15 protein-coding genes are annotated in these 13,910 nt (G+C 68.6%); 3 read left to right on the top strand and 12 right to left on the bottom strand.

Annotated elements, in window-relative coordinates; translation table 11 throughout:
• Positions 1-176: 176 nt before the first annotated feature.
• Positions 177-581, bottom strand: coding sequence for a hypothetical protein (locus LPH33_RS14410; RefSeq protein WP_229565008.1), 405 nt, complete (start codon positions 579-581; stop codon positions 177-179).
• Between the two features lie 80 nt (positions 582-661).
• Positions 662-910 carry a hypothetical protein gene (locus tag LPH33_RS14415; RefSeq protein ID WP_229565009.1) on the bottom strand — a complete coding sequence of 83 codons (249 nt, stop codon included), beginning with the start codon at positions 908-910 and terminating at the stop codon, positions 662-664.
• Positions 911-1,245: 335 nt separating this feature from the next.
• On the opposite strand from LPH33_RS14415, the gene LPH33_RS14420 reads away from it, so the two are divergent.
• The gene (locus LPH33_RS14420) at positions 1,246-2,280 is read left to right on the top strand and encodes an iron-siderophore ABC transporter substrate-binding protein (protein ID WP_229565010.1); all 1,035 of its coding nucleotides are present in this window, start codon (positions 1,246-1,248) and stop codon (positions 2,278-2,280) included.
• A gap of 37 nt (positions 2,281-2,317) precedes the next feature.
• On the opposite strand, the gene LPH33_RS14425 is transcribed toward LPH33_RS14420, so the two are convergent.
• From LPH33_RS14425 to LPH33_RS14440, 4 genes are all read right to left on the bottom strand, one after another.
• Positions 2,318-2,986: a methionine ABC transporter permease gene (locus LPH33_RS14425; RefSeq protein WP_016696053.1), complete on the bottom strand. Its 669-nt coding sequence runs from the start codon at positions 2,984-2,986 to the stop codon at positions 2,318-2,320.
• 13 nt (positions 2,987-2,999) lie between these two features.
• Positions 3,000-4,019, bottom strand: coding sequence for a methionine ABC transporter ATP-binding protein (locus LPH33_RS14430; RefSeq protein WP_229565011.1), 1,020 nt, complete (start codon positions 4,017-4,019; stop codon positions 3,000-3,002).
• Positions 4,019-4,855, bottom strand: a complete 837-nt coding sequence (locus LPH33_RS14435) for a MetQ/NlpA family ABC transporter substrate-binding protein (protein WP_016696051.1) — start codon at positions 4,853-4,855, stop codon at positions 4,019-4,021. Before LPH33_RS14435 ends, LPH33_RS14430 begins: the two co-directional genes overlap by 1 nt.
• A 61-nt stretch (positions 4,856-4,916) precedes the next feature.
• Entirely contained in the window at positions 4,917-5,945 is a 1,029-nt protein-coding gene (locus LPH33_RS14440; RefSeq protein WP_229565012.1) for an isopenicillin N synthase family dioxygenase, read from the bottom strand.
• Between the two features lie 352 nt (positions 5,946-6,297).
• On the opposite strand from LPH33_RS14440, the gene LPH33_RS14445 reads away from it, so the two are divergent.
• Both LPH33_RS14445 and LPH33_RS14450 read left to right on the top strand, forming a co-directional pair.
• Positions 6,298-6,915 carry a DJ-1/PfpI family protein gene (locus LPH33_RS14445; RefSeq protein WP_229565013.1) on the top strand — a complete coding sequence of 206 codons (618 nt, stop codon included), beginning with the start codon at positions 6,298-6,300 and terminating at the stop codon, positions 6,913-6,915.
• On the top strand, positions 6,912-7,424 hold the full coding sequence (locus tag LPH33_RS14450) for a MarR family winged helix-turn-helix transcriptional regulator (RefSeq protein WP_229565014.1): 513 nt from the start codon (positions 6,912-6,914) through the stop codon (positions 7,422-7,424). The genes LPH33_RS14445 and LPH33_RS14450 overlap by 4 nt, the downstream gene beginning before the upstream one ends.
• On the opposite strand, the gene LPH33_RS14455 is transcribed toward LPH33_RS14450, so the two are convergent.
• From LPH33_RS14455 to trpB, 6 genes are all read right to left on the bottom strand, one after another.
• Positions 7,391-8,275, bottom strand: a complete 885-nt coding sequence (locus LPH33_RS14455; protein ID WP_229565015.1) for an acyl-CoA thioesterase II — start codon at positions 8,273-8,275, stop codon at positions 7,391-7,393. The two genes, LPH33_RS14450 and LPH33_RS14455, sit on opposite strands and share 34 nt — an antisense overlap.
• Entirely contained in the window at positions 8,272-9,693 is a 1,422-nt protein-coding gene (gene pyk, locus LPH33_RS14460; protein ID WP_026061874.1) for a pyruvate kinase, read from the bottom strand. The genes LPH33_RS14455 and pyk overlap by 4 nt, the downstream gene beginning before the upstream one ends.
• Positions 9,694-9,784: 91 nt before the next feature.
• The gene (locus tag LPH33_RS14465; RefSeq protein ID WP_160875862.1) at positions 9,785-10,768 is read right to left on the bottom strand and encodes a TM2 domain-containing protein; all 984 of its coding nucleotides are present in this window, start codon (positions 10,766-10,768) and stop codon (positions 9,785-9,787) included.
• Positions 10,765-11,832, bottom strand: coding sequence for a prolipoprotein diacylglyceryl transferase (lgt, locus tag LPH33_RS14470; RefSeq protein ID WP_229565016.1), 1,068 nt, complete (start codon positions 11,830-11,832; stop codon positions 10,765-10,767). Before lgt ends, LPH33_RS14465 begins: the two co-directional genes overlap by 4 nt.
• On the bottom strand, positions 11,829-12,632 hold the full coding sequence (gene trpA, locus LPH33_RS14475; RefSeq protein WP_160875858.1) for a tryptophan synthase subunit alpha: 804 nt from the start codon (positions 12,630-12,632) through the stop codon (positions 11,829-11,831). The genes lgt and trpA overlap by 4 nt, the downstream gene beginning before the upstream one ends.
• Entirely contained in the window at positions 12,629-13,891 is a 1,263-nt protein-coding gene (trpB, locus tag LPH33_RS14480) for a tryptophan synthase subunit beta (protein WP_160875910.1), read from the bottom strand. Before trpB ends, trpA begins: the two co-directional genes overlap by 4 nt.
• Positions 13,892-13,910 lie beyond the last annotated feature (19 nt).

Consider the following 13,910-nt stretch of genomic DNA (forward strand, 5'->3'; position numbering starts at 1 on the left):
CACCCCGGCTCCGGGTTGTGAGTTACGGCACACACTAGTGCTGTTCGCGTCGGACTTGTCGCGATTTCACGCCCTCGATTCGGGGCGGCGTGTCGGACTGCTCCACAACCGGAAGGAGAGTAGATTCTCCGGCCCCGCATACGAGTTCGCGGCCGGGCGGTCGCGCGCCGGAAGGGTCAGGAGGGGCGGGAGCGAGGGGTGAGCAGAGCGAGCACCTGCCGGCCGAGCCTGATCGGGTCGACGGGATGGCGCAGCGCCACCTCCGCGCCCGACCAGCGGGCGAGCCACTCGTCGTCGGCCCGGGCGATCAACACGATGATCGGCGGGCACGAGTCGAGTTCGTCCTCGAGTTGCTTCGCGATTCCCATGCCACCGGCCGGAGCGGATTCACCGTCGAGCACCGCGAGAGCGATGTCGCCGACGTGCATGCGTTCGACAACGACCGGCGGTGTCGCGACCTCGACGTAGTCGAGTGGAGGCAGGTCCGGGTGCAGGCGGGTACCGAGGGCATCACGAACCTGTTGCCGCACGGTCGCATCGTCGCTGTAGACGAGGATGCGCAGCGAGTCGGTCACGGGCAAGATGCTAACCGAGCACACCCGCCCGTCCGGGGAACCCGCGTGTCGCGGCGGCGCCGCGACATCGGCGGGCCGGGACGAGTTCAGGATCCACTACCGAGGGGATGCCACCGCTCTCGGATCTCGGGACGGGTGGCCGTCTCCGTCTCGTCGTCGTGAATGATCGAGGCGGGCGCGATCATCAGGTGCGCCAGCACGATGCATGCGCCGGTGAGCATGGCGAATGCGGCACCGATCAGATACGACCCGGTGAACACCGCAGCCAGGAATCCGATCGTGAGCATTCCCGTGAGCGCGATGATCGCGAGAATCCGCCGATTCGAGCGTGGCATCGAATCGGACCTCTTGTCCGTGGATGCAACCATGAGCATCTCCGTTCCTCCCCGGAACGACGCATCCCGTACCCCCGCATCCACTCATCGTTCCCGGTCGACGAATCGTCGGTAATGAGCGAACCCCCGCGGTGGCCGAGTGCGGCCGTCCCCTCTCCCGCTCGGGCCGTGAGCGGTTTCGGTAACAGAATACTATCAAATGTGACATCCGTCTCGCGATCTGTTTGTGGGACATCACGAAGTCGTGGACCGCCCGGAAATCTGTCGGTAACCCGCGGTCCGGCCAGAAGGTTAGGCTCACCTCTCGACATGGCCCCGATCAGCGAGAGGTACTCATGAAATTCCGATCCCCGCGCCGCCGCGGGCCGCGCGCGGTAGTCGTACTCGTCGCCGCCGCCGTCGCGCTCACCGCGTGCTCGTCCGGCAGTGGCGACGACGCGAACGGCTCTGCGACAGGCGACTTCGAACCCGTCGCGATCGAGCACGCACTGGGCACCGCCGAGATCGACGCGCAGCCCGAGAGGGTCGTCACGCTCGGGATGGGCTCGGCCGAGACGGCGATCGCTCTCGGTGTCACCCCGGTGGGGATGGAGGAATATCCCTGGGGCAGCGACGAAACGGGATACCTGCCCTGGATCCACGAGGAGCTGACCGAACGCGGCGAGCCGCTGCCCGAGCAGTTCACCGGCGGCACCGAGGTGGACGTCGAGGCGATCGCCCGACTCGCCCCGGACGTCATCCTCGCGCCGTGGTCCGGGATCACGCAGGAACAGTACGACCTGCTGTCGGCAATCGCTCCGACCGTCGCCTATCCCGAACTGCCGTGGACGATCACCTGGCAGGACCAGATCGAGACCATCGGCACCGCACTCGGCAAGCACGACGAATCACTGGATCTGATCACCGGGATCGAGGACACCTTCGAACGCACCGCGGCCGCGCACCCCGAATACGCCGGCGTGACGTTCTCCTATATCTACAACACCGGCCCCGGCACGCTGGGTGTCTTCATGCCCGACGAGCAGCGCGTGGCGATGGTTCGCGGACTCGGTCTGACGGTCGACCCGGTCGCGAACACACTCGAGGAGACCGAGGGCACCGACTCGGCGGTCATCGGGCTCGAGAACGCCGGCCTGCTGAAGGACTCGGATCTGATCTTCACGTTCTATTCCGACCCGGCGAACCGCGCGGAGATCGAATCGCAGCCCGTCTACCAGCAGATTCCGGCGATCGCGCGCGGCTCGCTCGTCGCGCCGGAGGAACAGCCGTTCGTCACGGGATCGTCGATGATCAATCCGCTCACCGTGCCGTGGTCGATCGACCGCTACGTCCCGCTCGTCGACGAGGCGATCGCGAAACTCGACCGCTGAGCCGGACGCACCGGTGGTGCGCCCGGCTTGTGGGGCGTCACCGCCGGTGCGCGAGCCTGCGGACCATGAGATCACCGATCGACTGCATGATCTGCACCATCACGATGAGCACGACCACCGCGAGCAACAGCACCGGCGTGTTGAACCGCTGGTAGCCGTAGACGATCGCGAAGTCGCCGAGACCGCCGCCACCGATGACACCGGCCATGGCCGAATAGCCCACCAGCAGCACGAGGGTGAGGGTGGCACCGGCGATCAGCGGGGACAGTGCTTCGGGCAACAGCACCTTGCGCACGATCTGCGCGTTGGTGGCCCCCATCGCCTGGGCCGCCTCGACCCGGCCTCGGGGCACCTCCCGCAGAGCGGATTCGACGATGCGGCCGAAGAACGGGATGGCACCGATGGTCAGCGGCACGATCGCCGCGGTCGGCCCGATCGCGGTGCCCACGATGAAGCGGGTGAATCCGATCAGCGCGATCAGCAGGATGAGGAAGGGAAGCGAGCGGAACAGGTTGACGATCACGCCGAGGACGGTGTTGAGCGTCCGGCGGGGCCACAGCCCGGACGGTGACGTCAACTGCAACACGATCCCGACCAGCACACCACCGACGACGGTGAGCACGAAGGACACCGCAACCATGTAGAGCGTCTCGAGGGTGGCTTCCCACACCTCCGGGAAGGCGTCGTACCACTGCAGTTTGTTCATCGCGCCTGCACCGTCATTCCGTGAGTCCCTCCAGTTCGGCTTCCGTCCCCCACGCCAGGCTCAGATACGGGCGTTCGGCCACGAAGCCCTCGATGAGTGACCGATCGGTGCCCGCCGTGAACCGCAGGCGCATCCGGCCCACGGTGACGCTGCCGACCTGTTCGACCCGGCCGCCGACCACAGCGATGTCGGCGTCGATCGCGCGGATCATCTCCGCGAGCCACGGTCCGTGCGCGGCATCACCGATCGCGGTGACCAGAGCCGTGTCGGCACCCGAACCCGTCGACGGGTCGGTGCCGACCGGGACGAGCGCATGCCCGAGCGCCGACTCGGGATCGGCGACGAGATCGACGATCCGGCCCGTCTCGACCACCTGTCCGGCGTCGAGCCGAGCAGCCGAGCTGCAGATCCGGCGCAGCACCCCGAGTTCGTGGGTGATCACCACGACCGTGACACCCAGTCGTCTGTTCACCTCGGCGACCAGATCGAGGACCTGATCGGTGGTGTCCGGGTCCAGGGCGCTCGTGGCCTCGTCGCACAGCAGTACCTCGGGTTCTGCGGCGAGTGCGCGGGCGATGCCCACGCGCTGCTGCTGACCACCGGACAGCTGCGAGGGGTAGCTCTCTCCCTTGCCGGCCAGGCCGACGAGATCGAGCAGCTCGAGCGCCCGCGTGCGGCGCTGTTCCTTGCCGATCCCGGCCACTTCGAGGGGGAACTCGACGTTCCGGATCACGGTGCGCGAGTGCAGCAGGTTGAACTGCTGGAAAACCGTCCCGATCCGTCGACGGGCCGCGCGCAGTTCCGCACCGGACAGCGTCGACAGATCGTCCTTGCCGAGCAGGATCCGTCCCGAGGTGGGCCGCTCGAGCAGGTTCAGGCAGCGCAGCAGCGTGGACTTGCCGGATCCGGACGGGCCCACGATGCCGTAGATCTCGCCGTCCGGGATCTCGAGCGACACCCCCCGCAGCGCCGCGACCTCCCCGGAGCGCCCGGCTCCGGGGAAGGTCTTGACGAGGTTCTCGACGACGATCATCAGTTCGTCGGGTGGACCGGCAGCACGGCGCCGGAGTAGGTCTCCTCGATCCAGGCAGCCGTCTCGGGCGACTCGAGGGCCTCGGCCAGCGCGGTCACGGCCGGGTCGTTCTCGTTCTCGGCCCGCACGACGAGCAGGTTGGAGAAGGGGTTGTCCTCGACCTCTTCGGTGACGATGGCGTCCTCGGCCGGGTTCAGGCCGGCTTCGAGCGCGTAGTTGGAGTTGATCACGGCGGCGGTGATCTGCGCGTCGTCGAGCTGACGGGCGAGCTGCGGACGCTCGATGCCGACGAGGTTCAGGTTCTTCGGGTTGGCGGTGATGTTCGATTCGGTGACCACCGACAGGTCGGCCTCCTCGAAGGGCACGTCCATCTCGAGCAGACCGGCCGATTCGAGCAGGTACAGCGCGCGGGCGTAGTTGGTGGTGTCGCGCGGCACGGCGACGGTGTCGCCGTCCTTCAGCTCGTCGAGCGAGGCGATCTTGTTCGAGTAGAGGCCGATGGGCTCGAGGTGCACGTCGGCGACGGCGACGAGGTCGTCGACACCCTTCTGCTTCTGCCAGTCCGTCAGGTAGGGCTCGTGCTGGAAGAAGTTCGCGTCGACGTCGCCGGCCTCGAGCAGTTCGTTGGGATCGACCTCACCGGTGATCTCGACGATGTCGAGTTCGTAGTCGCCCAGCGCCCCGGTGCTCACGATCTGGTCGAGGATCTCGACGTGCGGGGTGGACGACGCCGAGATCCGGAGGGTGGTGTCGTCCCCTTCGGACGACGAGCAGGCCGCGAGGCCCGCAGCGAGGGTGAGCGCGGCGGACGCGACGACGATACGACGCAGTGACATCGGGTGGATACCTTCCGTTGGAGATGCGGGGACTTCGGAAATGCGGGGACGGACAGATCGATTATCGGTGTGCGGCGAAGCGGGCGAGGAGATCCGCGTGAAAACGCTCCGCCACGTTCGGGTGTGCCCGCAGGCGGGACTTGAGTGCGTTGAGGCCGTAGACGGCGTGCAGCGTGCCGCCGTGGGCGTCGGGGCCCACGCCGCGGGCGGCCGCGGCGAGATCCGCGGGCAGCTCCACCGGCGGGAGTTCGCGGTCGAGACCGGGATTGAGGAAGAAGGGTAGCGACACGCGGTCGGTGCCCGCCGGCGGCGGCAGCACGCGATGGACGGTCGCCTGGAGGTAGCCGCCGGTGGCGACCTCGAGGAGTTCGCCGATGTTGACGATGAAATGCCCTGGGAGCGGGTCGATGTCGACCCACCGGCCGTCGCGTTCGACCTGGAATCCGGTGCTGCCGGGTTCGGGATAGAGCAACGTCAGCGCGCCGACGTCCTTGTGGCTGCCCACCCCCTGATCGGTGACCGAGCGGTCGTGCCCGGGATACCGCGCGATCTTCAGCAGCGGGTCGGGATCGGCGAAGGCGTCCTCGAAGTGATCGGCGGGGGCACCGAGGGATTCGGCCCATGCGCCGAGCAGTCGGCGTCCGACGTTGCCGGCCTCGTCGATCCACCGCAGTGCCAGTTCGCGTAGTCGGGGGACCTGCTCGGGCCACACATTGGGGCCGTGCAGCACCTCCCAGGGGCGGTCGGGGTCGATCGCGGCGACGGCATCGCGTTCCGGGCCGATGTCGAGTTGTTCGCGCCAGTCGACGTAGCCCTGGGTGCGTTCGCCACCGACACGGGTGTAGCCGCGGAAGTGGGGTGAGCGGATGTTCTCGATCGAGAGCTTGTCCGCCTCGGGGAGGGCGAAGAACTCGCGGGCCGCCGCGACGAGTTCGTCGGCGAGCACGGGGTCGATCCCGTGACCCGCGAGATGGAAGAACCCGATCTCGTGGGTGGCCTCCCGGAGGCGATCGAGCAGGGTGTTGCGCGTTGTTTCGTCGCCGTTGAGATCGGACAGATCGATGACGGGCAATACCGTCGAATCGGACATGATGTGCCTTTCGAACCGCATCGGATGCGAGGAATTCCCGGTCACCGCCGGATCGTCGGTCACAGCGGACTCAGGGGAATCGTGAGAGCAGTGCGAGCAGCCCCGGACAGGGGCGATCAGCGGCAACGACAACACGCAGGAGCCACGGCGCGTCGAGCGCGTGTGCTCACAGTCTGCGTGTGAGTGTTGCCCATCTTCTCCTCCGATGAGGTCGCATGCGACCTTCGACGACAGTGGCGCCACGACGTGGTCCTGATCAAGGCTAATCGCCTCCGCGACCACCCGGCAAATCACCCTCGATCGGAGCAGACACACTATTGACAGCATGCTGCCTTTTTGTCAGCATGCTGTCATGACCGAAACAGTTCACGTCGCCGTGTACGACACCCTGGCGGACTGGGAGATCGGATACGTCACGCCGCACATCGCAGATCCCGAATGGCAGCGCAGTCCCGGCCGGTACCGCGTCCGCACGGTCGGAGCCACGACGGAACCGGTCACGACGAAGGGCGGACTCCGCATCCTCCCCGACACCGTGCTCGCAGACGTCACGCCGGAGGACAGCGCGATGCTGATCCTCGCCGGCAACGACATCTGGCCGACCGACGCCTACGCCCCCTTCGTCGACAAGACCCGGCAGTTCCTCGACGCCGGCGTTCCGGTGGCTGCGATCTGCGGCGCGACCGGGGCGCTCGCGGCTGCGGGACTGCTCGACGAGCGGCCGCACACGAGCAACGCTCTCGAATTCCTGCAGGGCGTCGGCTACGGGGGCGCCGATCTGTACCGGGACGAACCCGCGGTCACGGACGGCGATCTCATCACCGCGAGCGGCATCGCCCCGGTCGACTTCGCCCGCGCGATCTTCGCCCGGCTCGACCTGTACGAACCGCGCGTGCTCGACGCCTGGTACGCCCTCTACGGCGAGCGCGACCCGCGCGGCTACTACGAGCTCATGTCCTCCGGCTCGTGACGGAGCAGCACGCGGCCGAGAAGAACGCGGCCGAGCGGCACCCGGTCGAGGCCGAGCTGCTCAGCGCGGCCGCACTGACGGCCTTCCGGCTCAACGGGCAGTTCCTCGCGCTGGCCGAGACCCTGGCTCGTCCCGTCGGCCTGACCGCGGCCTGGTGGCAGGTCCTCGGTGCGGTCTCCCCCGCTCCGCTGCCGGTGTCCGCGATCGCCCGCGAAATGGGCATCACGCGGCAGAGCGTCCAGCGCATCGCCGATCTCCTCGTCGACAAGGGACTGGCGGAGTACCGCCCCAACCCGGCGCACCGTCGCGCCAAACTCGTCGCGATGACGTCGGCCGGGCGCGACGCGATCCGGGCCATCGGTCCCACTCACACCGACGCCGCGCGGGCCCTGTGCGGGGAGACCGGGACCGAGGAACTGGCACGGATCGTGGAGGGCATGCGCGCGCTGTCGGCTGCCCTCGATCGATCGGCCGATCAGCTCCCCGACGGGCGACGCGGCGGGAAGTGACGGATGAGCCCTTCCTGCACGACGGTCGCGACGAGTTCGCCCTCGATGGTGAAGTAGCGGCCCGTCGCCATCCCGCGGGAACCGGCCGCCACCGGGGATTCCGTGGCGTACAGGTGCCATTCGTCGAAGCGGACCGGACGGTGGAACCAGATCGAATGATTGACCGTCGCCGCCACGATCCGGTCGAGTCCCCACGACAGGCCGTGGGTGGTAAGGATCGAGTCGAGGACGGTCGTGTCGGACGCGTAGGCCAGCGTGGCGACGTGGAGCAGCGGATCGTCGGGTAGTTGCCCGTCGGCGCGCATCCACACGCGGTTGTGGCCGAGCTTCTCCCCCGTTCCCCGCAACACCCAGGCGGGGTCGTTGGCGTACCGCATGTCGATCGGCTTGAGCGCGCCGACGAAATGCGGCAATTGCTCCTCGAAGCCGCGCAGACGTTCGCCGATCGGCGGAAGCGCTTCGGGCAGTGGAACATCGGGAACGGTCACCGAGTGTTCGAGGCCCTTGCCCCACCGCTGGAAGGCGGCGAGCATGACGAACAGTTCCTGGTCGTCCTGGTAGGCGGTGACCATCCGGTTCGCGAAGTCGCGGCCGTCCCGGTGGGTGACGACGTGGTAGTCGATGGGCCGCTTGACGTCGCCGCCCCGGATGAAGTGCGCGTTGATCGCGTGCACGGGACGGTCACCGACGGTGCGTCCGGCCGCGATGAGCGCCTGCGCGACGAGTTGGCCACCGAAGGTGCGGCTGCCGACCTGCGCGGGATGGCCGCCACGGAAGACGTTCTCCTCGACCTGCTCCAGATCGAGGAGGCCGAGGAGAACGTCGAGATCCGTTGTGTCCGACAGTGTCACCGGGTGTCTTTCTCGCCCAGCCGGTGCACGTGGATGAGGTTGGTCGAACCCGAGCGTCCCGGAGGCGCTCCGGCGACGATCACCACGAGGTCGCCGCGTTGGTACCTCCCCAGCGACAGCAACGCCGCGTCGACCTGCTCGACCATCTGGTCGGTGGTGTCGACCGGCTCGACCGAGAAGGTCTCGGTGCCCCACGTCAGCGCCAGCTGGTTGCGGATGTGCGGGACGGGCGTGAAGGCGAGCAGCGGCAGCGGGGTGTGCAGCCGCGCGAGTCGTCGCACGGTGTCGCCCGACTGGGTGAACGCGACGAGCGCCTTGGCGTCGAGACGCTCGCCGATGTCGCGGGCGGCGTACGAGATGACACCGCGCTTGGTGCGCGGAACGTGCGTCAACGCAGGCACTTCCGTCGAATCCGACTCGACGGCGGCGATGATGCGCGCCATCGTGCGGACCGTTTCGACGGGGAACTTGCCGACGGAGGTCTCACCCGAGAGCATCACGGCGTCGGCGCCGTCGAGCACGGCGTTGGCCACGTCGGAGGCCTCGGCGCGGGTGGGACGCGAGTTCTCGATCATCGATTCGAGCATCTGCGTCGCGACGATGACGGGCTTGGCGTTCTCGCGTGCGATCTGGATCGCGCGCTTCTGCACGAGCGGCACTTCCTCGAGCGGAAGTTCGACGCCGAGGTCGCCGCGCGCCACCATGACCGCGTCGAAGGCGAGGACCACGGCCTCGAGATTCTCGACGGCCTCGGGCTTCTCGAGCTTGGCGATCACCGGCACGTGCCGCCCGACGCGGTCCATGACCTCGTGAACGAGTTCGACGTCGGCCGGCGACCGCACGAACGACAGGGCGATGAAGTCGACACCGAGGCGCAGGGCGAACTCGAGGTCCTCGATGTCCTTCTCCGACATGGCCGGAACGGAGACGTTCATCCCCGGCAGGGAGACACCCTTGTTGTTGCTGACGGGCCCGCCCTCGATGACGCGGCAGACGACGTCGTTGCCCTCGACCGCCTCGACGACCAGACCGACCTTGCCGTCGTCGACGAGCAACCGGTCGCCGGCGACGGCGTCCTGGGCGAGTTCCTTGTAGGTGGTCGAGACGCGGTCGTGGTCTCCGACCACGTCGTCGACGGTGATGCGGACCACTTCACCGTGTTCCCACACGGTGCGGTCCTCGGCGAATCGTCCGAGCCGGATCTTCGGCCCCTGGAGATCGGCGAGGATGCCTACGGCGTGCCCGGAGGCCTCCGACGCAGCGCGGACCCGGTTGTAGTGGCCCTCGTGGTCGGCGTGTTCACCGTGGCTGAAATTCAGGCGGGCGACGTCCATTCCGGCGTCGACGAGATTCCGCAGGACATCGGGGTCGGCGGTGGCCGGCCCCATAGTGCAAACGATCTTGGTGCGTCGGGTCACGCTTCGAGCCTAGCCTCCGCGCCTGCGACCCTCCATCCCAGCACCCCGGCGCGTGTCGCCGGGGTGCCGAAGGGACGGAGTCGTCGGGATGTCACGGGCGGAGCTGGCGTCCGTTCTTGTCGCGGACCTTGCCGGTGAGCATGAGGATGCCGTCGATCAGCGGCCAGATGCCCCCGATGCCGCAGGTGAGCCACGTGACGGCGATCTGCGCGACCGCCGTACCCGGCTGGTCGAGATAGAAGCGTCCGGCACCGAAGGCGCCGAGCAGGATCTCCAGCACACCCGCGGTGACCTTGCTCTTGTCGGAGTACGGCTCGCCCGTGTAGGGATCGCGTCCGAAGGGCGCCGCGGCGTCGCGACCGTACGGGTTCGACGGGTCGGGGTAACCGTAGGCGGGCATCACCCCGTAGCCGGGCGGCGGACCGTAACCCTGTCCGCCCTGCGGCGGTGGGCCGTAACCCTGCCCGCCCTGCGGCGGCGGACCGTAACCCTGCCCGGCCTGCGGCGGTGGGCCGTAACCCTGCCCACCCTGCGGCGGCGGACCGTAACCCGGTGCCTGGTGCGATCCCTGCGGACCGGTGTAGCGGCCCTGCGACGGATCCTGCTGCGGGGACCCGATCGGGTAGTGCGGATCGGGTGTCCCGTAGACCGGTCCGGTGCCGCTTTCGGGCCGGCCCTGATGCTCGCCGTAGGGATAGTCGCCCGGCGGCGGATAGTCGGACTCGTGGTCGGCCGGCGGCGGATAGCTGGGCGTGGTTCCCCAGCCCGGTCCGTTGCCCACACCCGAGTAGGTGTCCCATCCCGGTCCCGGAGTGCCGGTGGCACCACCGAGGGAGTCGAGGGTGGGCGGTTGAGCGGACAACGATGCCTGCGCGGTGGCGTCGTAGTCGAACGCGCGTCCGAGATCGGGCGGCGGGGTGTGCTCACTGTCCGAGGACCGCTCCGGTGTGTCGGCACCGGAGGCGGACTCGCTCCGCTTGGTCAGGTCGGGCTTGGCAGGCTCCGTCGTGTCGGGCTCCGGCTTGGCAGGCTCCGAATCGGATGCTCCCGAAGTTCCCGGGTCCTGTGTGGTCACGAGTGATCCCCTTTGCTGTCTCCGGACGTCGCTTCGTCGACTCTACCGGCGGAGGATGACGAGCTGCCCGACTCGGCAGCGGCCGACTCCGAGCTGCCCGACTCGGCGTCCGCCGACTCCGAGGCGGGTACCGCCTTCCCTGCGGCCGCCCCGCCCTCGTCCTGCGCGGCCGGCTCCGCTCCGGCGCCCGCAGCCGCCGGGTTCAGCGACGCCGGGTCCTCACGGCCCTTGCGTGCGAGAACGAAGTAGGCGACCGCGAGCACGAACACGATGCCCGAGGTGAACGAGTTGATCCGGATACCGGCGATCTGGGTCGCCGCGTCGGTGCGCATGAGCTCGATCCAGAACCGGCCCGCGCAGTATCCGGCGACGTACAGGGCGAACAGGCGTCCGTGGCCGATCGTGAACTTCCGGTCGACGAACACCAGCAGCAGCACGACGAGGAGATTCCACAGCAGCTCGTAGAGGAAGGTCGGGTGCACGACGAAGGCCACCTCACCGGTGGACACCCCGTCGACCAATCCGGGCGCGACCTGCCCTGCGTCGTTGCGCCGTTCGTAGATCTCGAGTCCCCACGCCACCGTGGTCTCGCGACCGTAGAGTTCCTGATTGAACCAGTTGCCGAGGCGTCCGATGGCCTGCGCCAGCAGGATCGCCGGGGCGAGAGCGTCCCCGAAGGCCGGCAGCGGGATCCCCCGCCGACGGCACCCGATCCACGCGCCGAGCGCACCGAAGGCGACCGCACCCCAGATGCCGAGGCCGCCCTCCCAGATCTTCAGGGCGTCGACCGGGTCGTTGCCGTCCCCGAAGTACTTCTGCCAGTCGGTGGCGACGTGGTAGAGCCGCCCACCGATCAGGCCGAAGGGCACCGCCCACACGGCGATGTCGAGGACGGTGCCGGCCTGTCCGCCGCGCGCGACCCAGCGGCGGTCACCCCACCAGATCGCCACGACGATCCCGACGATGATGCACAGGGCGTAGGCGCGGAGGGCGAACGGTCCGAGATACCAGACGCCCTGCGGCGGACTCGGCAGATAGGCCAGAACAGACGCAGTGGATGTCACGAGTGCACGTTAGCGGAGCGAACGCCCTTCGCGAGATCCCGAGTCAGTGCGAGCAACGCGTCGTGTCCTTCGGCGACGGCGGAGACCAGCGCCGAGCCGACGATCACGCCGTCGGCATAGCCCGCGATCTCCGCGGCCTGGGCGCCGTTGCGCACACCGAGACCGACGCCGACCGGGATGTCGGAGTGCGTGCGCACCCGGGCGACGATCTCCGGCGCGCGGTTGTCGACGCTGTCGCGGGCGCCGGTGACACCCATGGTCGAGGTGGCGTAGACGAAGCCGCGGCACTTGTCGAGGGTGGTCGCGAGGCGCTCGTTGGTCGACGACGGTGCGACCAGGAAGATCCTGCCGAGTCCGTACTTGTCGGCCGCGGCGATCCATTCCTCCGCCTCGTCCGGGACGAGATCGGGCGTGATGATGCCGAGTCCGCCCGCGGCCGCGAGGTCGCGCGCGAAGTTCTCGACGCCGTACTTGAGCACGAGGTTCCAGTAGGTCATCACGACCGCGGCGCCGCCGACGGCGGTGATCGCCTCGACGGCCGGGAAGACGTCGCGGACCCGGACGCCGTTGGCGATCGCCTCGAACGCCGCGTTCTGGATGGTGGTGCCGTCCATGACCGGGTCGCTGTAGGGGATGCCGACCTCGATGAGATCGCAGCCGCCCTCGACGAGGGTCTTCATCGCCTCGACGGAGCGCTCGACGGTGGGATAGCCGACCGGCAGGTAGCCGACCAGTGCGGCGCGGTTCTCGGCGCGGCAGGTCGCGAAGATCTCGGTCAGGCGTTCGTGCGGGGCGCTCACTGGGCTGCTCCTTCGGGGCCGGTCTGGTCTGCGGACTCGTCGGTCGGCAGGTAGCCGAACCACTTGGCGGCGGTGTCGACGTCCTTGTCCCCGCGGCCGGAGAGGTTGACCAGGACGATGGCGCCCTTTCCGAGTTCGAGGCCGAGCTTGACGGCACCGGCGACGGCGTGGGCGGACTCGATCGCGGGGATGATGCCCTCGGTGCGGCACAGCAACGCGAAGGCCTCCATGGCCTCGCTGTCGGTGACGGCGCGGTACTCGGCCCGGCCGGTGTCGGCGAGCCAGGCGTGTTCGGGGCCGACGCCGGGATAGTCGAGACCGGCGGAGATCGAATGCGATTCGATGGTCTGGCCGTCCTCGTTCTGCAGCAGGTACGAGAACGCGCCGTGCAGGGCACCGTGGGTGCCGCCGCCGATGGTGGCGGCGTGCCGTCCGGTCTCCACCCCGTCTCCCCCGGCCTCGCAGCCGACGAGCTTGACCGACGGGTCGTCGATGAACGGGTGGAAGATGCCGATCGCGTTCGATCCACCGCCGACGCAGGCGACGACGGCGTCGGGCAGGCGACCGGTGAGCTCGCGGATCTGTGCGCGGGCCTCGAGGCCGATGATGCGCTGGAAGTCGCGGACCATCGCCGGGAAGGGGTGCGGGCCGGCGGCGGTGCCGAAGCAGTAGTAGGTGTTGTCGGCGTTGGTGACCCAGTCGCGCATCGCTTCGTTGATCGCGTCCTTGAGGGTGCGCGAGCCGGTCTTGGCGGCGATGACCTCGGAGCCGAGCAGACGCATGCGCGCGACGTTGAGGGCCTGCCGTTCGGTGTCGACCTCACCCATGTAGACGCGGCATTCGAGACCGAGCAGCGCGCATGCGGTGGCGGTGGCGACGCCGTGCTGGCCGGCGCCGGTCTCGGCGATCACGCGGGTCTTGCCCATGCGCTTGGCGAGCAGCACCTGCCCGAGCACGTTGTTGATCTTGTGCGAGCCGGTGTGGTTGAGATCCTCGCGCTTGAGGAAGATGCGCGCTCCGCCGGCGTGTTCGCTCAGGCGGGTGGCCTCGTAGACCGGGGACGGGCGGCCGGTGTAGTCGCGCTGCAGGCGGTCGAGTTCGGCCAGGAAGCCGGGATCGACGCGTTCCTTCTCGTAGGCAGCGGTGACCTCCTCGATCACCGCCATGAGCGCCTCGGGCACATAGCGGCCACCGAAGACTCCGAAATGGCCGCGGACGTCGGGTTCGTGCGCGGTCGGAGTGGCGAGGGCTTCGCTCATCGAGGGAAGCCCTCGGCCC

It is taken from the genome of Rhodococcus sp. RDE2 (genome assembly GCF_020885655.1).
Classification (GTDB): Bacteria; Actinomycetota; Actinomycetes; order Mycobacteriales; family Mycobacteriaceae; genus Rhodococcus; species Rhodococcus pyridinivorans.

Coding starts and splice junctions, on each gene's coding strand:
- LPH33_RS14415 (WP_229565009.1), bottom strand. CDS start 910: ATGCCACGCTCGAATCGGCGGATTCTCGCGATCATCGCGCTCACGGGA.
- LPH33_RS14420 (WP_229565010.1), top strand. CDS start 1,246: ATGAAATTCCGATCCCCGCGCCGCCGCGGGCCGCGCGCGGTAGTCGTA.
- LPH33_RS14425 (WP_016696053.1), bottom strand. CDS start 2,986: ATGAACAAACTGCAGTGGTACGACGCCTTCCCGGAGGTGTGGGAAGCC.
- LPH33_RS14430 (WP_229565011.1), bottom strand. CDS start 4,019: ATGATCGTCGTCGAGAACCTCGTCAAGACCTTCCCCGGAGCCGGGCGC.
- LPH33_RS14435 (WP_016696051.1), bottom strand. CDS start 4,855: ATGTCACTGCGTCGTATCGTCGTCGCGTCCGCCGCGCTCACCCTCGCT.
- LPH33_RS14440 (WP_229565012.1), bottom strand. CDS start 5,945: ATGTCCGATTCGACGGTATTGCCCGTCATCGATCTGTCCGATCTCAAC.
- LPH33_RS14445 (WP_229565013.1), top strand. CDS start 6,298: ATGACCGAAACAGTTCACGTCGCCGTGTACGACACCCTGGCGGACTGG.
- trpB (WP_160875910.1), bottom strand. CDS start 13,891: ATGAGCGAAGCCCTCGCCACTCCGACCGCGCACGAACCCGACGTCCGC.